The sequence below is a fragment of the Desulfonatronospira thiodismutans ASO3-1 genome (assembly GCF_000174435.1).
GTDB classification, from domain to species: Bacteria; Desulfobacterota; Desulfovibrionia; order Desulfovibrionales; family Desulfonatronovibrionaceae; genus Desulfonatronospira; species Desulfonatronospira thiodismutans.
In genome coordinates this window covers 193467-211045 of the sequence record NZ_ACJN02000003.1, presented here as the reverse complement: position 1 = coordinate 211045, position 17579 = coordinate 193467, and the positions used below count along the sequence as shown (strand labels likewise).

Here is a 17579-nt window from a genome sequence, read left to right as displayed (position 1 = left end):
GCAGGGGTTTCAAAGAAGCTCCAACATTTATAGAAAAAAAAAGCCCCAGAAAAGTATTGCCCGCCTGTAAAGCAAGAGGCCTTTATTTGCATGGTTCCGGCACCCTCTGAATGGTTACCGGGGAAGATGATGGAGATTATTGTTCCACTATGCCTGAGGGGGTGGTGCGAGCGGGTGATGAAAGTAGAGATTGAAGCATGGACTGGTCGCGAATAACCCCGTTAAACGGTATTGACGATACCATTTGGCAGTGTTAAGCGTGCATAAAACACATGGTCTCTTGCTTTTGGGATCGCTCGACATGGCCATTGCAGACTCTGCGCAGTAGCCCGTCGGCAGAATGACCAGGGCGTAAGGGAGAATATATGGACAGTCACTTAGTTCAACGCATACTTTTTCTGAATCCCTGGCTGCGGGATGAGGTGACGCCTTCGCAATTTGTCGCATTACACATTCCTGAAAATTATGTACAGCGCTCCCTTGCGCAGAGCCGCCTTGAAGAACCTATGCTCGGCAAGCCCAAGGTGCGGCTGCTCATCGGGCCACGACAGGCCGGAAAGTCAACCCTGGCCTGGCGCATGTTTCAAAAATCCGGCAGGCATCCGCTGTTTCTCCTGTGCGAGGACATGTTGATCCGCTCCTGGTGCAAAGAGGCGGTTCCTTTTCTGCGCGATCTAAAAGAACTTGTACCCGGACCTGTACCTCTATTTTTCGAAGAGGCCCAGCACCTTCCCGAGGCCGGGCTGTTCCTGAAAGGGCTTGTGGACCTGGGTTATGCGGAAGAAATCTTAGTTACGGGTTCCTCCAGCTTCCACCTGATGGCCAGGACTAGAGAGTCACTGGCTGGTCGATCCATCCGGCATAGACTTCTGCCGTTTTCCCTGGAAGAGACTGCTGCGCCCTCCAAAACTTTGCCGCCGGCATTGGTCATGGACAAGCGTCGCGGGCAGCTTGCGCGGCACTTGACTTTTGGTGGGTATCCGGAAGTCTGGTTCTCGTCTGCTCCGGAGGCTGTGCTCTGGGAGCTGATTGAGGCATTCATTCTGCGCGACGCATCAGACATGTTCCAGGTCCGGTATCCAGACGCCTTTCGCCGTTTGTTGAAGCTGTTGGCCTTTGACGTCGGCAACCTGCTGAACATGTCCAATCTGGCGCAGGACTGCGGTGTGAATCGCAAGACAGTCCAGAATTATCTGGATATCCTGGAAGAAACCCATATTGTACGACGTATTTTGCCTTTTAAGGAGGGAAAGCGTTCTGAAGTGACCCGCAATCCCAAATGCTACTTTGTGGACAACGGCATTCGTAACGTCTTACTGGGTCAAGTTTCAGAACCGGATATCCTGGAGCGACCGGACACCGGGGCGCTGGTGGAGAACTGGCTGCTGTCCGAGCTGCTCAAGAACCTGCCAATTAGATGGTCCGTGCAGTACTGGCGTTCCACCTCCAAAGCTGAAGTGGATTTTGTCCTTAGTGACGGCCATCAAGTCATCGCCGTAGAAGTCAAGGCCGGCCGCATGAGTCGTCCGGCCGTCTCTCGTTCCGCCAGGAGCTTCCTGGATGCCTATGAGCCGTCAGTTTTGTTCGTGGTCAATCTAACCCTGGATACGACTGTCATGGTGCAGGATCGTCCGGTGCGCTTCGTTCCACTGGAATCGGCCATTCCGGCTATTCTTGAGCATGGAAAAATCATGACGTCATCAAACTTTTAGTGACTTACTCCTGAAACCTTGCTTGCCCCGTGTATTTTCTTCCAATACACTGGGGTCATTAAAAACAAAAAAATTCTCACGCAAAGACGCTAAGACGCAAAGTACGCAAAGTCAAAGACGCGAAGCAGGTGTATTGTCCAAAACCGGGACACGGCTTTGGACAAGGCTGCCTTCCTTAGCGATCTTAGCGCCTTTGCGTGAAAAAAATGGGGTGCGGGCGTAGCCAGCTTTAGGTGAGTACAGGGGCAAGCCTCGCCCCGTATTTGTTTGTAAGCAGCAAAAACAAAACGACCGGCCAGGGTTAGTGAAATGTTAACAATGGAGGAAAACAGATGAGCAAGGCGGAGATAAAAAATATCTATCCGGAAGAACTGGCTGAATTTTCAGCCCGGCACAAAGAAAGCGAGTATGTGCTGGTGGATGTGCGTCAGCCCCAGGAATATACCCAGGAACATATTCCCGGAGCCAGGTTGATACCTCTGCATGAACTGGAGGGAAGGCTTGGGGAGCTGGATCCGGGCAGGCAGGCGGTCTTTTACTGCCGAAGCGGTAAGAGGTCCATGACAGCGGCTGTTCTGGCCAGGGACAGCGGGGTTTTTGATACAGACATTTTAAATCTTGAGGGCGGAATAACTGCCTATCAGAATAGAGTGCTGCCGGATTATCCCAGGGTGGACATTTTCTCCGGTTCCAGTGATTTAAAGACAGTTTTGAGCAGGGCCGTGTCCCTGGAAAAGGGTGCGGAAAAATTCTATACGGGATTTTTGGAAAGTATCAGAGATGAGAGCCTTAAAGACCAGCTTCAAAAGCTGGCAGGGCTTGAAAGGGCGCATGCCCGGGTTATTTTCGCCCAGGGAAAACACTTGTTTGATGAGGACTTTGACTCATTTTTCAGCAAAGCAGAGGACAGTATTGTTGAAGGCGGCCTGAATGTAAGCGGCTGGGCTCAAAAATTCAAACACCTTAATCAGTCAGAGTTGTGCCTGTATTTTCTCGAGGTTGCCCTGGAAATTGAAACCATGGCCTATGACATGTACCGCAATCTGGCAGAAAACAAAGACTATCCCCGGGAGGCAGCAGAATGTTTTTTCAGGCTTTCCGAGCAGGAAAAGGGCCACATGCGCCTTGTAGCCCGGCTGTTTAAAGATTGCGCATGATCCAGTTGTCCAGAACTGGGGGGCTACTCGCACCTGAAGTGCAGGATAACCTTGCTGGTTGACTGTCCTGGAGTTCTTGCCCCGCACTTATATTCGCGGCACGAACGAAGGTGGGCGCCGCGAATATAAGTGCGGGGCAAGCCCATCCCCTTTCATCGAATAAGATTGCAAGGAAATCTAAGCTTTTTCGAAGCAGAAAATGGCCCAGGTAAGGTGGCCGTGCTTTCCGCCGGTGCTCCAGTGCTGCAGGCCTTTTTTCATGTTGTCCAGATATTCCTGGCTGACGTCTTTTTTGCGCAGCTCATCTTCCATTTTTATGGTATCCTCCAGAACCTTGGCATAGTGGTTGGCAAGCTGTACCTGCAGGTTTTCAAAGGATTTGAGTTTGAGCCCTGCTTCTTGAGCCGCCTGAATGTAGAATGTGGGTGTTGCCATGGAGGTCAGGTGGATGCGTTTTAAAATGGGGTCTAAGTATTCTGCGTAGGCATCCTCAGTCTGCATGGGGTCGGTGAAGATGAGCTCCCCTCCCGGCTTTATAACCCGGGCGGCTTCGCCAAGCACTTTTTTGCGGTCCGGGCTGTGCAGGAAGGCGTCCTGGGACCAGGCTACATCAAAAGAGTTGTCCTCGTAAGGGACATTTTCAAAGTTGCCGTCCACCACTTCGATGAGGTGGTCGAGTCCCTGCTCCCGGTTCATTTCACGATGGCGGTTGTTTTCCGTTTCGCTTAGATTCAGGCCCACCACCCGGCAACCGAAGGTTTTGGCCAAGTGCCTTGCAGTTCCGCCGTATCCGGAGCCAAGATCCAGCACCCGGGCCTTGTCTTTCAGTTCTTTAAGATTGCGGGAGTAAGAGGCCATACGGTCTATGGTTCTCTTGCTGGCCTCATATAGGGTGTCTTCAGGCCGGCGGTAGATGCCCAGATGGTGCTCCTCGCCGCCCCAGACTTCGGTGTAAAAGATGCATGCATCGTGACTGTCGTAATATGATTTGCAGGTCTTTATTACTGATTCCTGATTGTCGCTCATGAAAAAACTCCTTAGCTGTTTGCGGGTTGGGGTTCAGCATCGTCCAGCACATACCAGCGCTGCTGGACCTTTTCAAAGGCAGGGACAAGGTAAAAGTACTCCTTGTCGTAAGGCCCGAACATGATCCGACGGAGGTATTCAAGGTCTCCCTGGACCTCCTGGTATTCCTTGTGGAAGAAACGGGCGTTTTCCATAGACCTTTCCCTCATGGCTTCTATATCCCCGACCCCGGTATTTATGAAAACAAACCGGGTATAATGCTTAATTTCCTCCCTGGCTCCCCATTCGGCCCAGGCGCGTCCCAGCCTGGGAATATATTCGTTTTCCATGGTTCCCAGAGGGTCTTTGCCTTCATCAAGCCATCCCCGGGTGAGATAATATGTACCGGGATGATCCCGGCTTATCTGTCTGTACTTCTCAAGGGAGCCCAGAAAAAGGGCCACACAGTCATGGGACCGGGTAATCACCAGACCCTGCTCCGGGGCCTGGACGCCGACAATTCCGTTGGAGCACAGGCCGTATCCCAGGATGATCTTAGAGGCGTATTTAGAGGCATGATCCACTTTTTCCTGGATCAGCTCCGGAAGCTGATGCGGTGCCCGGTGCATGTTCTGAGGCAGATAAAATGTCTGCACCTCTTTTTCACGCCCCTGACGCAGATGCTCCAGTTCCGGTCTTAGAGCCCCGCAGGCGATGACCACCCGCGGGGAACGCGATTCGACGCCGATATCCTCTCCGGTATCTTCTCCCTTGAGCATTCTTAGTTGTTCCGTCCTTGGTTACAGTTCAAACTTGTTGGCCCTGTAGGCCTCAAGGAAGTTCATGCAGAACTCGTCCTTGCCGGCCAGGGTCTCTGCCACGATTATATTGGCCATCATGTTGGCGTCCATGGGGTTGATGATGGCCGTATCCAGCCCTTTAAGCACGGCCATGACCACGAAGTTGCGGTTGAGGATGGCCCTCTTGGGCATGCCGAAAGATATGTTGGACATGCCGCAGACAGTGTGCACACCTTCCAGCCTGGTCATGATCATTTCTATGGAATTCAAGAATTCCACACCATACATTTTGTTGGTGGAGATGGGCTGAACCAGGGGGTCAACGTAAATGTCATCGGCCTTGACACCTTTCTGCATCAGTACATTGACCAGTTTTTCCGCTATGGCGAAGCGGTCTTCGGCGGTTTCAGGCATGCCCTCGTCGCTCATGCAAAGAGCCACAACCTTGCACTTATGTTCGGATATTATGGGCAGCAGGTTGTCAAAGCGCTCACTTTCCAGGGATATGGAGTTGACCATGGGCACGCCTGCCTTATCCTGGTGCAGCTTGAGGGCGGACTCTACTACAAGAGGGTCCGGGCTGTCTATACAACAAGGTACATCAACTTCCTCCTGTACCAGTTTTATGAGCCAGTCCATGTAATCCTTTTCTTTGCCCACGAATATGCCGGCATTGACATCGATATAATCGGCTCCGTGTTCGGCCTGATCTCTGGCCAGCTTTTTTATGGTATCCACATCCTGGGCCTTGATGGCTTCGCCGACACTTTTTCTGCTGGCATTGATAAGTTCTCCTACTATCTGCATTTTCTCCTCCTGTTGTTTTTTTACATAAAAATGTTGAAATAAGGTAAATAGTTACCATGAATCCGCAACCAGCCTTTGGTTTGCCCAGCTGAAGCAGATGGTGAATTGTTACGAAATTAGTCAGATAGGTATCTGCATCAGGATTTGCCGGCTATTTCAAATTCGGCATCGCGGAATTCCATGCTCTCGGCGTAGAGTTCCATGAATTTCGGGGACTGGGCAATGGAGATATGCTCGATATCCTGCAGATTTATCTCCAGAAACCGGCGGTAGGATATGTCCGTTAGCATCCAGACGCACCCGCTGCGGCAGGCATTTCCTGCAAACTCCACCCTGTCCTTGGTCCCTCTTGGGATAATGCCGATGGTTTCCAGGTTCTCAGGGTTAAGATAAAAGCCGAAACCTCCGGCAATGACTATGTTGTCCAGTTCGTCTACAGTGCATCCTGCCTCGTCCATTAATACATCGATGGCCGCCCTGATGGCCCCTTTGGCCAGCTGGATCTGGCGGACGTCGCGCTGGCTGAAGGATACCTGGGGACCGATTTCAAACACTGTCTGACCATCCACCTCCTTCAGGCGGGTGTTTATGCTTTCCGGGACAGAATTGCACGGCAGGGAGCAGAATCTTCCCGTAGGATCAATTACCTGCAGGCGCAGAAGAGCAGCCGCCAGATCCACGATGCCGCTTCCGCAAATGCCTCTTGGTTCGCTGTCGGCCACGGTGGAGAAAGTTATACTGTCCGAATTGCTCTTGACTGATTCCACAGCGCCGAAGGATGCCCGCATTCCGCAGGAAAGGCCCATGCCCTCGAAGGCCGGCCCTGCCGCTGCGGAACAGGCCAAACGTCTGCCCAGATAATTCAGTGCTATTTCGCCGTTGGTTCCAACGTCTACAAAAAGAACCGACTTGGTGTCATCGAAAAAGTCGCTGTGAATAAGCAGGCCCGCAGTGATATCCGAACCGATAAAGGCGTGCATGACAGGGGGAATGTACACCCGGGCATCAGGATTGACCTTGATGCCGAACTGCTGCACCGGGTAGCTGATGCCGGACTTCATATCCACGGTAAAGGGGATCTGCCCCAGGGGAGCAGGGTCTATCTCGGCTATTATCTGCAGCATGGTGGTGTTGCCCCCAAGCACCACATCCAGGATCTCCTTTCGCTTGGAATCCGAATCCACGCATACCTCGTAGATCAGCTCGTTTATGCCCTTGCGCACTGCCTGAGCCAGCTCATGCAGACCTTCCTGGGTGGAGCCGTGCTGTATCCTGGTCATGATATCATGGCCGAAACTGATCTGAGGGTTCAGCTTGGAGGCGGTGGAGAGAACCACACCGGTTTCCAGGGAGACCAGGGTGACCACTATGGTAGTAGTGCCCAGATCAATGGCCAGTCCCTTGGGCTCATATTCGTCCTCCCATACCTTGAGTACCCGGGGCTCGGGAAAGTTGTCGTACAGCATCTCCGGATAATCCTGCTCGTCCAGGATCTTCACCGCGCTGACCAGCCTGGAAACCGGGGCGATTTCACCTTCCAGAATGGTCTGGGATTCCCGGAAGCGCTTGGCGTCGCGCAGAAAGTTCATGGGCAGGTTTATCGTCAGATCTTCTTCAGGAACCACCTGGCAACTGAGACGGTATCCCTTTTCCAGGTCACTCTCTGTTATGTTTTCGTTGGGCGTGTAGGGCACCTGCTGGTGTTCCTGAATCCAGACTCCGCAACTGCCGCAGGTGCCGTTGCCGTTGCAGGGGCTTTCCACGTATACCCCCCTGCGAAGCAGGATATCCCGCAGGGTTTCGCCTTCCCTTGCGTCAGCCCGGATATTTATGGGCTGGATAGTAATTCGTGGCATAAATAAGCCTTTTGGTTTAGTCTCGTTTACGGGTTAAAGTGAAGGTCTCCTGAGTATCCTCGGCCAGGGACTCCAGGTCCATGCGCAGGGAGTGCCCGTCGACATTTTTGGGGACCTCGATTCCTATGCGCATGGTAAAGATGGGCTGCTGCAGATGCTTGGAGCGGTCCACCTTGGTGCTCAGCTTCAAGATATTGATGCCCCTGCTGGCCAGGAGCTTGGAAGTCCGGTACACTATTCCGGCCTTGTCCTGGCCCCGGACCCTTATTTCGTAACGGGGCTGGTCTTTTCTGGCCCTGGAGATTTCGATTTCATCGCTTTCCATGGGAAATATATGCACCTTGAGGTCCTCTTTTTGCTCCAGGGATTCAAGGTTTCTGTTCAACCTGTCCGCTTTGTCCTCGTCCTCGGCAATGACATGGATCATGAGCGTAAAATGTACGCCCATGAGGGTCATAAAGGAATTTTCAATATTGCATCCGGCCTTGTATATGGAACCGGTCACGTCCGCGACAACACCGGGTCTGTTGCTGCCCATTGCTGCAAGAATGTACTGGTTTTGCATTGCGTCTCTCTGGTCAGGGTTTTTGAGTTGAAGTTACAATTGACTATCCGAACTGCTCTGAAAGGCTGGGGTTGCCTACCGCGCGGGCCTGTACCCGGTGCAGGGTGCCTTCGATGTTTTTTCTGGCGCTTACCATTGGTTCTTCCGCGCCGGATTCCTCTGCGGACCACCTGGCAGCTCTTTTGACTGTTTTTTCTGCGTAGGCCAGGGCCTCTTCCATTTCCGCATAAGAGCTTTTTTCCCCCTCGAACTGGACAATGTAGGATCTGGAAGAATCGGATTCCTGCAAAAACACAAGAGCTTCCTTGTCCACAATTACCGAGCCGGCTACCGCTCCCACGGCATTGGCCACTCCGGGACATCTGGGAAGCTCAAAGCGGGCGTTCAGTTTTCGGGCTACTCTGCTGACGAAGATTTCCGCAGGGGCCCCGATGCCGATGAGGGGAAAACGGCTGGTCAGGCTTATCCCCATGTAGGCATCGTTTTGCAGCAGTCCTTCCTGAAAAAGCCACCTGGACCAGGTGCCGTCCAGGTCTTCCGGCAGGTCTTCCTGTCCCTGCCTGGCCAGGAAAATAAAAGCCTCCCTGGTCATTTCAGCCACAATGTGGTCCATGATCCTGGAGTTGAATTCCTTGGCCTCCAGTCCGTACAGCCCGCAGATATACTTAAAGGCAGCCCTGGAGGCTTCCTGGCTGTCCAGGTCCAGTTCGCCCCGGACATGCAGAAGATCCGTGGGGGTCAGGGTGGATACGCCGATGATTCTTTTCTGGAGCAGGTCTTCCACATTGAGCTGTACCAGATGGTTCACGCGCATCTTCTTGAGAAGGCTGTGCAGGGTCAAAGGCCTTTGTGCAACAAGATCCAGCACTGCTTTTTTAGCCGGATGCTCCAGAACGGGATCATCCGGGTCCACCTCACGGGCCTGGAACCAGTATTCAATATCGGACTGGCTTTTGCTGCAGTCTCGCCCCCGGCCCAGGTTTTCCAGTTCCTGCAGCACTTCCGGATACATTGCAGCGAGGCGGGACAGAGGGACCACGCGGTTTGGACCCACCTGAAACTCCTTGGCCGAGTTGATGCTTATGCGGCTGTCGCAGCCGATACACACTGTGCGGATGCGGGCAGCCTGGACAGAAGTCTCCATGAGGCCCACCCGGGCCCCGTGTCCGGATACAGTAATGTTGCCGTTTTCAATCAGGGCCATATCAGTTGTGGTTCCGCCGACGTCCACCACCAGGGCCGAATCCAGGCCGGAGAGAAATCGTCCCCCTATGCTGCTTGCCGCCGGGCCGGACAGGATGGTTTCCACCGGCTTGCGGGCGGCCTCGGTGTAGGGCATAAGTGATCCGTCCCCCTTGACTATCATGAGCGGGGCCTTGATGCCCAGGTCCTTGAGGGAGGCCTTAACAGCCTGGATGAATTCATGCATCACCGCCACCAGGGAGGCATTTAGAGATGCCGTGGTGGCTCTTTTTATGGAATCAAGCTGGGTGGACAGCTGATGCCCCAGGACCACCGGGATGTCTGTAACTTCGCGTACAGCCTGCATGGCCTGTTCTTCGTGCTCAGGGTTCAATGGACTGAAATAGCTGGAAATGGCCAGGGCCTCCAGCCGGCCCTGCTGGTCTTTGAGCCAGTTCTTTATGCCCTCCAGGTCCGGGGGGGACTGTTCTTCGCCCTGGGCGTTGTGACCGCCCTGAAAATAGGCGTAATTGCCGGTGGCGAACCTGGAGTCCAGGCCGTAGCTTTCAATGAGATCCTGGTCGTAACCCATGAGGATCAGGCCCACAGGCTTGGTGTTACCCTCGGCGATGAAATTTGTAGCCAGGGTGCTGGAGATGCCCACCAGCTTGACCCTGGAAGGGGCATCAATGTCAATTTTGTGCAGGACATCAATTATGCCCCGGGTCAGGTCGTCATATGTGGTCAGGGTCTTGGCTGAAGCCAGAACCTCCCTGGTGCCGTAGTCCATGAGCACCCCGTCGGTGTAGGTGCCCCCGGTATCAATGCCCACCACGTAATCCCGGCCGGACTTGGGGATGTCCCGTCCGTCTGCGGGATTGCGGGTGCTTAATCTGGATTGTGTCATTATATTCAGGGTATGGGTCTGAGGTTTAGATTGAAAAGTATGGGGAATGGAGCACGGGAACGGACAAGAAGCCTGGCGATACCCGGCTCCACGTCCCCTTTGTTGTTACCTTGTTTATTGGGAACTGTTTTTTAGTGACTTACTCCTGAAACCCTGTCATAAAAAACAAGAAACTTAGACAGGATGTATCTGTTTAGCGCTTTTAAGGAAAGCAGGGGACAGGCACTCCGGGACCCACTTGAGCATCATTTTGTGCTTAAAACATCTCATTTTTTGGGACAAGTGGGTCCCGGAAGAGCCAGTCCCCATGCCACATGCAAAGCGCTAAACAGATACGACAGGATTAACAGGATGGATAGGATAATCAGCCACCGGCCTGATGCCGCTGACTGAATTTACCATCCAGCACTCACTTTCTTCTTCATGAGTGCCGGAAAAAAGTGAGTGCTGGAGTGATTACCTTTTGGCCTGGCTTCCGGCCAGGACAAAAATGTTTTTCTCTTAATCAATCTCTTAATCCTGTTAATCCTGTCAAAAACTCTTTTATTTATTGGGTTGCGGGCATAGCCCGCCTTAGACTTTTATTATAAAGGGGGCGGACATGCATGTGCCCGGCCCCCCTCTTTACAGATTAATCCAGTCCTTCCCGTTCCACTCTTTCCACGGCTTCGTCCACCACTTTCTGGACATCTTTCTGCACGTCCCTGGGGACTCTGGAAATGGGACCTTCGTGGGTTTCCAGGATGTCCCTGGTTTTTTTGATGATGCGGTCCTGCATGGTCTGGCTGCCGTTTTTGACCCAGTCCTCGTAGCTCTGCCGGTCCATGAGGGTGGGACGCCAGTGTTTGCGGAACCATTTCATGGTATGGTCTTCGTAGAGGTAGTGGCCTCCGGAGCCCACCCTGTTTATCACGTCCACGGACAGGGTCTCTTCGTTGACCTCTATGCCGTCCTCTATGATGCGGGCCATGCTGATGATTTCGTCGTCCATCACCGTCTGGAATATGTCTCCGGTCTTGCCTGACTCGGTGTAGCCGCAGTCATGGACGAAGTTGGCGCCCGTGAGCATGGAGGTGTGGATCTGCAGGGTGGCTTCGATGCCGGACTGGATTTCCATGACCTTGGTATCGGTGCACCCGGCTGTGCCGAACATGGGCAGGCCGCAGTACCGGGCCATTTCCGTGAGTCCTCCGCTCAGTACATTGAGCTCGGGTGCTCCGTAGGCGTAAATGCCCCGGCGCATGTCCAGGATGGACTGCACCCCGCCCAGGATGATGCAGGTGCCGGGATTAATGAGCTGGGACAGAACTACGCCCACCATGGATTCGGACAGGGCCACCACCAGCTGCCCGGCATGGGTGGCCGGGACTGTGCCGCCGCCGATGGCGCAGGGGCTGTAGTCCTGGGGAATGCCCTGTTCGGCGCAGTACATTAGCTTGTCAATGGCGTGGAAATCGCTCACCAGCGGTGAGATGGGCTCGCTGTACAGGATATAGTTGGGCTTTTTCCGGAAAGCCTCTTCCCCGCCGGCCATGATGCAGCCGATGCGGTGGATATCCCGGGCCCCGCCGCGCTGGTAGGACCAGGCCATAATGGGGGTGGTGGTGTTCTGGATCATGTCCGCGAACTCGTATACGTCATCAGTTCCCCGGGGGACGTCGCTTATGGTCACCAGGCCCTCCACAAAGCCTATATTGGGCAGGGCGTCGCAGACCCGGGCCACGGTTGTGGCGTCCTGGCGCAGGCATTTGCGGCGCTCCATGGTATAGGGGTCGCGAAAGTATACCAGGGTAGGGCCGGGACCGAAATAGCTGCGGTTTTCCTCGATATAGATGCGTGGATTTCCCTCCCAGTCGAAAATGGTGGTCATGAGCGGCACTGACTGCAGGGCCTGGCGCACCAGTTTGGGGGGGATATATACCCGGATGCCGTCGACTTTGCATCCATGTTTTTTGAATATTTCCCGGGCCTGTTCATGGTGAACGTTGGCCCCGGTGTCCTGAAGGACCTTGAGCATTCCGTGAAATATGGTCTGCTTCTGATCCTCTGATAGAAAGGAAAACCTTGGACTGCGGTTTACTGTGCAGTTGGTTTTATCACTGGCCATATATTAATCCTCCTTGGGCGAAAATGGCTGCAGGCTGAGCACAGCCTGTGTCTTGGGTTGGAGGTTCTACTTGGAGTGCCTCTGTTCAGCGGCATCAATAATCTTTTCCAGTTCCTTCTGGAGCTTGTCGTCAATGGGCTCGGGCTGGTGCTCCTGCAGAATGCGCTCAGTTTCTTCCTTGATGCGATCATTCATGGTCTTTTTGCCTTCGCGCACCCATGTTTCGTAATCGGAGCGGTCCTGGAGCCTCGGCTGAAACCAGTCCTTGTAATGAGTCAGTGTATGCTCTGAAGTAAGGTACTCCCCGCCGGGGCCGATCTTGTCTATGAGGTCCAGGGCCAGGTATTCGTCCTCGGTGTTGATGCCCTTGCCTATCTGGCGGATCATGCCGATAATTTCGTCGTTCATGACCAGACTTTCCAGGGAGGCATTGACGCCGCTGTCGATATAGCCCACGTCGTGCACGAGGCTGGCTCCTGAAAGATAGGCGTAGTAGTTGCTTGTGGCGGATTCAATGGCCGCCTGCTCGTCCAGGACCTTGGAGTCGGTGCATCCGCCGGTGGAAAACATGGGCAGGCCCAGCCACTTGGAGATATCCGTATTGGCTGCCGAGGCCAGGGACAGTTCCGGTGCGCCGTAGGAGTAGGTGGTGGTGATCATGTCCAGGACAGTGGTCACTCCGCCCATTACCAGGGGCATGCCCGGGTTTTTGAGATAGGTGAGTACCGAGGCCATCATGGTTTCGGACAGAGACTGCACCAGCATGCCGGCCATGGTGGCCGGGGCTGTGGCTCCGGAACTGGGGCATGGGGTATACATGCAGGGAATGCCTTTTTCTGCGGAGAAAAGAAGCTTTTCCACTGCTGTATTGTCGTTTTTAAGGGGAGAGATGGGCTCAATGTATGTAACGAACATGGGCTCCAGGCGGTATTCCTTTTCCCCTCCCCGGAACAAAGAAGCCATTTTCCACAGATCCTCCAGTCCTTCACCGTCTACAGAGGTCAGGACCATGGGCTTGGTGCAGCCCTTGAGCATGGCCATGAACTGGTGCCGATCGTAGGTCTGGGGGTTGGGTACGTCCTGGACTATGCCGTGGGACATGAAAAAGTCCAGGTTGGGCAGAAAGTCCACGATGCGGGCGGCGTTTACAACGTCGTTGTAGTTGGTGCGCCTGCGTTCGCCGGTTTCGCGGTCATAGGTAAAGGGCAGGTCCGAACCCGTGCCGAAGTTTACCGTGTCCTTTTCCAGTTTGATTCTGTGTTTTGCGGTCCTGCCGGTGAGGTTGATCTTGCGGGGGTGACTCTTGATGGCCTTTTCCACCAGAGAAATGGGCACCCGGACCAGGTTGCCGTCGGAAACCACAGCCTCGCTGTTTTTAAACAGCTCCAGGGCCTCATCGTGGTGAAACCTGGCCCCGGTACGCTGTATAACGTCCAGGGCCGCAGAATAGATCATCTCGATCTGATTCTCGGACAAAACCCTGAACTTGGGGGTTGTCTGTATGGTTTGATTGATTTTGGGCATATTTAGACTCCTGTGTATGCGTTTCTACAAGAAAGAATAAGGATGACCGGGGTCTATCCCTTGACCAGCTCCAGGGCTTTTTCGGTTCCGATGGAGGCATTGGGGGCGTATGCATCGGCCCCGATTTCCTGGGCAAAGTCGTCGGTTACCGGGGCTCCGCCCACGATGACCTTGACCTGGTCGCGGATGCCGGCTTCCTTGAGGGCGTTTATGACCTCGCCCATCTTGGGCATGGTGGTTGTCAGAAGGGCGGACAGTCCCAGAATCTGGGGCTTTTCCTTTTTGACCATTTCCACGATGTCTTCGGTCTTGCGGTCAATGCCCATGTCGATGACGTTGAATCCGGCCCCTTCCATCATCATGCCGGCCAGGTTCTTGCCGATGTCGTGCAGGTCGCCCTGGACGGTGACCATGATCACTGTACCGGCCTTGGAGCTGGATTCCTCGGAGAGCACCGGGCGCAGCTTTTCCATGGCTGCGTGCATGGCCTTGGCTGAACGCAGGACTTCCGGGATAAACATTTCGCAGTCCCTGAATTTCTTTCCGACAATATCCATGCCTGCAAAAAGGCCCTTCTGCAGAATTTCTTCAGGGTCCATTCCGTCGTTTATAAGTTCCTGGGTCAGCTCTCCAACCTCGTCAATTTTACCGTGCAGCAGTCCGTCGGCTATTTTACCTAATTTCTCAGACATGATATTCCTCCTTGATGATTTGTTGTTTTATTTATTTTGAAAGCGTCACTTGACTGTAATCGAAAAAAAGAAGCAATGCCCGGGTCGTTACAGCTTGCAGGCTGTTTTGAGGTCCGCTGCCGCATCTATTTTTTCCCAGGTGAATTCCGGCTTTTCCCGGCCGAAATGGCCGTAGTTGGTGGTCATCTGGTAGATGGGACGCTTGAGGTCCAGGCGTTTTATGATAAAATAAGGGCGCAGGTCGAATACCTCGCGCACCGCCTTGGTCAAGGTCTCGTCATCCACCTGCCCGGTGCCCATGGAGGTGGCCAGTACCGAGACAGGCTCGGCCAGGCCGATGCAGTAGGCTATCTGCACCTGGCAGCGCTCGGCCAGGCCGGCGGCTACCACATTCTTGGCCACGTAGCGGGCCATGTAGGCCCCGGAACGGTCCACCTTGGAAGGATCCTTGCCCGAAAAGGCCCCCCCGCCGTGAGCGGCCATGCCGCCGTAGGTGTCGTTTATTATCTTGCGTCCGCAAAGGCCGCAGTCCCCCATGGGACCTCCCACCACGAAGCGCCCGGTGGTGTTGATGTATATCTTGGTCTTCTCATCCATAAGCTCCGGGGGCAGGGTGTGAAAAATCACTTCCTTCTTGATGGCATCGGACAGGTCCTGGTAGGCGATGTTTGGGTCATGCTGGGCCGAGACCACCACGTTGTCGATGCGCTTGGGCCTGCCGTTTTCATACTCCAGGCCCACCTGGGTCTTGCCGTCGGGACGCAGAAAGTCCAGGACTTTTTTCTTGCGCACAAAGGCCAGCCTGCGGCTGAGCTTGTGGGCGTAGTGAATGGGCGCAGGCATGAGAGCGTCGGTTTCGGTGCAGGCATAGCCAAACATCATGCCCTGGTCTCCCGCCCCCTGCTCCTCGGGGGACTTTCTCTCCACGCCCTGGGCGATGTCCGGGGACTGCTTGTCTATGGATGAGATAACCGCGCAGGTCTCCCAGTCAAAACCCATGTCCGAGCTGTTGTAGCCGATGTCCTTGACCGTCTCCCGGACAATGCTTGGCAGATCGGCGTAGCCCTGGGAGGTGATCTCCCCGGCGATGAAGACCATGCCGGTGGTGACCAGGGTCTCGCAGGCCACCCTGGATTCGGAGTCATTCTCCAGAAGGGCGTCCAGGACCGCATCCGATATATAGTCGGATACCTTGTCCGGGTGTCCCTCGGATACAGACTCCGAGGTGAAAAAATACTTGCCTTGTGATCCTATCATGGCGTCTTCTCCTTTGTATATGCTGTTTAAGATTCTCTCTAACTATTCAAGATATAACTGCGAACTTTTCAGGTGCCGGGATTTCATGTCCACAGTATACTAAGGATGCCTATATTGTCGTGATTCAGGCAGTAAGTTGTGTTGAACATTGGTATATTTTGCTGGTAAAAAACTCGTCATTTTTATATCGATAATATGCTGTTCTGTAGGGAATGCGTTGCTCCCTCCTTCTGATTTGTATCGTACTTATTATAAAATATATCGTTTATCAACCCAAAATGTAATGGTCTCAAATATCAAGATAAAATCAGAGCTGCAGGTGTGATCCCCGGGGTTTCCTGGAAATAATCTGCCTTAAAAAGACAATTTATTTTAATTAGTTATGTGTAACCAATCGTTATGAATGAATTTTTCAAGCTGTTGGCTTTAACCAGATATTTTTTTTCAAAAACCCGGTAAAGACCAGGATTATTAATTCGTAACCATTCAGGGGATGCCTGAACCGGCCAGGGGACAGTCCCCGCGACACCTTTTACGCACAATTACAAAAATTACAGACGCGAAGTTTTGTGTACAAACACAGCCGATACTTAGCGGGGGACAGTCCCCAGGCCTCGTGCCAGTAATCACCACCGAGGACCCCCTGAATGGTTACATTAATTCTCTTCCTCCCGGGGGACAAAGGGCTGGTGCCGAACGAAGAAGCTGAAAAAAGTCGATCAGCGGTGGGGATCAGCCGGACCCTGGCTACTCGTCCTCAGGTGGTGAATAGTTACAAATTTTTTACTCGTATGTATATTACTTGAGCAAAATCAAAATAGCCAGCATTTTTTTGCTTTTTTAAAAAGCAGGCACGTGGGATAATTTCCTTGACCGGTCATGAGAAAAATCGGTAAAATTTCTGAACACGTATGCCGGCAGTCTTCACGGCTCCCTGGGTTGCTTGCGCAGCCTTCGGGGGCCTTTGTTTTTTGGGTTCTGTAACAGTTCGGGTGTTTTTTACTGAGGCACCGGCATGCGGCAGAAAAAGTCAACAGTTTTGAAATGATTTTTGCAGGAGGAGGACATGTCCTCGTATCTTCTAAGATTTACTTATACCATCTGGTGGAACCTTCTGCTTATTGCCCTAGGTTCTGTAATCTTTGCCATAGCCCTCAAGGGGATAATGGTACATCACAAGTTTATTCCCGGTGGGGCATTCGGGGTAAGCCTTCTTACATATTATTCCACGCCTGTAATCTCTGCGGGGGTGCTTTATTTTCTGATCAATATCCCTCTTTTTGTCCTGGGCTGGCTTTATGTGAGCCGCAGGTTTTTCGGTTACAGCCTTTTTGCCATGGTGGTGGCAACTCTGGCATATGAAGGGATCAGCATAGACCTGGGTATCCAGGACCAGTTGTATGCGGCCATCGCCGCAGGGGCCATGGGAGGGTTCGGCTGCGGCATTGTCCTCAGGTCCCTGGGATCCAACGGCGGGCTGGACGTAATAGCCATCATGCTTAATCAGAAATTTAATTTTGGAATCGGAAAATTTTATTTTGTCTTCAACTTCTTTTTGTTTTCAATAAGTCTTCTGATCCTGGACATTGATCTGGTGATTGCTTCACTTATTCTTGTATTCATCATGTCCTATATCGTGGAATACACATTAAGCATGTTCAACAACAGAAAGCTGGTGCTGGTGATTTCAGATAAAAACGAAGAAATTGCAGAAGACCTGATGCACAGGCTGAAGATCGGGACGACTTTTTTAAGGGGAAGAGGGGGGTATACCGGTCAGGACAAGAATATAATCATGGCCATAACCAACAATATCATGCTCAAGCGACTTGAGCAGGCCGTTTTTTCCGTGGACCCGCAGGCCATATTCATAGTGGAAAACACCTTCAGCGTACTGGGGACGAGTTTCAGCCAGCGCAAGATATATTGATCTAGTTGCAGGAGAAAAGGGCAGGACTGTATCAAAAAAAGGGGCGGGGAGCTGCCCGCCCCGGGAACTTAAGGATTA

General features: G+C 53.0%; 13 protein-coding genes. 3 read left to right on the top strand and 10 right to left on the bottom strand.

Annotated features, from left to right (window positions below; translation table 11 throughout):
- The first annotated feature begins 365 nt into the window (after positions 1–365).
- Both DTHIO_RS12735 and DTHIO_RS12730 read left to right on the top strand, forming a co-directional pair.
- A complete protein-coding gene (locus DTHIO_RS12735) occupies positions 366–1712 on the top strand; it encodes an ATP-binding protein (RefSeq protein WP_008870681.1) in 1347 nt (448 codons plus the stop codon).
- Between the two features lie 332 nt (positions 1713–2044).
- Entirely contained in the window at positions 2045–2869 is an 825-nt protein-coding gene (locus DTHIO_RS12730) for a rhodanese-like domain-containing protein (RefSeq protein WP_008870680.1), read from the top strand.
- Positions 2870–3046: 177 nt separating this feature from the next.
- Here the strand turns inward: DTHIO_RS12730 and DTHIO_RS12725 are convergent, their stop codons facing one another.
- The 10 genes from DTHIO_RS12725 to metK all read right to left on the bottom strand — a co-directional run bounded on the left by DTHIO_RS12725 (position 3047) and on the right by metK (position 15571).
- Positions 3047–3895 carry an SAM-dependent methyltransferase gene (locus DTHIO_RS12725; protein ID WP_008870679.1) on the bottom strand — a complete coding sequence of 283 codons (849 nt, stop codon included), beginning with the start codon at positions 3893–3895 and terminating at the stop codon, positions 3047–3049.
- Positions 3896–3906: 11 nt separating this feature from the next.
- A complete protein-coding gene (locus DTHIO_RS19915; protein WP_008870678.1) occupies positions 3907–4653 on the bottom strand; it encodes a DUF1638 domain-containing protein in 747 nt (248 codons plus the stop codon).
- 21 nt (positions 4654–4674) lie between these two features.
- On the bottom strand, positions 4675–5481 hold the full coding sequence (locus DTHIO_RS12715) for a methyltetrahydrofolate--corrinoid methyltransferase (RefSeq protein ID WP_008870677.1): 807 nt from the start codon (positions 5479–5481) through the stop codon (positions 4675–4677).
- Between the two features lie 137 nt (positions 5482–5618).
- On the bottom strand, positions 5619–7337 hold the full coding sequence (locus DTHIO_RS12710) for an ASKHA domain-containing protein (protein WP_008870676.1): 1719 nt from the start codon (positions 7335–7337) through the stop codon (positions 5619–5621).
- 16 nt (positions 7338–7353) lie between these two features.
- A complete protein-coding gene (locus tag DTHIO_RS12705) occupies positions 7354–7902 on the bottom strand; it encodes a glycine cleavage system transcriptional repressor (RefSeq protein ID WP_008870675.1) in 549 nt (182 codons plus the stop codon).
- 43 nt (positions 7903–7945) lie between these two features.
- The gene (locus DTHIO_RS12700) at positions 7946–9991 is read right to left on the bottom strand and encodes a hydantoinase/oxoprolinase N-terminal domain-containing protein (RefSeq protein WP_008870674.1); all 2046 of its coding nucleotides are present in this window, start codon (positions 9989–9991) and stop codon (positions 7946–7948) included.
- 631 nt (positions 9992–10622) lie between these two features.
- On the bottom strand, positions 10623–12098 hold the full coding sequence (locus tag DTHIO_RS12690) for a trimethylamine methyltransferase family protein (protein WP_008870673.1): 1476 nt from the start codon (positions 12096–12098) through the stop codon (positions 10623–10625).
- A 66-nt stretch (positions 12099–12164) separates the two neighbouring features.
- The gene (locus DTHIO_RS12685) at positions 12165–13622 is read right to left on the bottom strand and encodes a trimethylamine methyltransferase family protein (RefSeq protein WP_008870672.1); all 1458 of its coding nucleotides are present in this window, start codon (positions 13620–13622) and stop codon (positions 12165–12167) included.
- 53 nt (positions 13623–13675) lie between these two features.
- A complete protein-coding gene (locus DTHIO_RS12680) occupies positions 13676–14314 on the bottom strand; it encodes a cobalamin B12-binding domain-containing protein (RefSeq protein WP_008870671.1) in 639 nt (212 codons plus the stop codon).
- Positions 14315–14401: 87 nt separating this feature from the next.
- Positions 14402–15571 (bottom strand): methionine adenosyltransferase, encoded by a 1170-nt coding sequence (metK, locus tag DTHIO_RS12675; protein ID WP_008870670.1) that lies wholly within the window; start codon positions 15569–15571, stop codon positions 14402–14404.
- Positions 15572–16637: 1066 nt separating this feature from the next.
- Between metK and DTHIO_RS12670 the strand changes: the two genes are divergently transcribed.
- The gene (locus DTHIO_RS12670) at positions 16638–17501 is read left to right on the top strand and encodes a YitT family protein (RefSeq protein ID WP_008870668.1); all 864 of its coding nucleotides are present in this window, start codon (positions 16638–16640) and stop codon (positions 17499–17501) included.
- Positions 17502–17579: the final 78 nt, after the last annotated feature.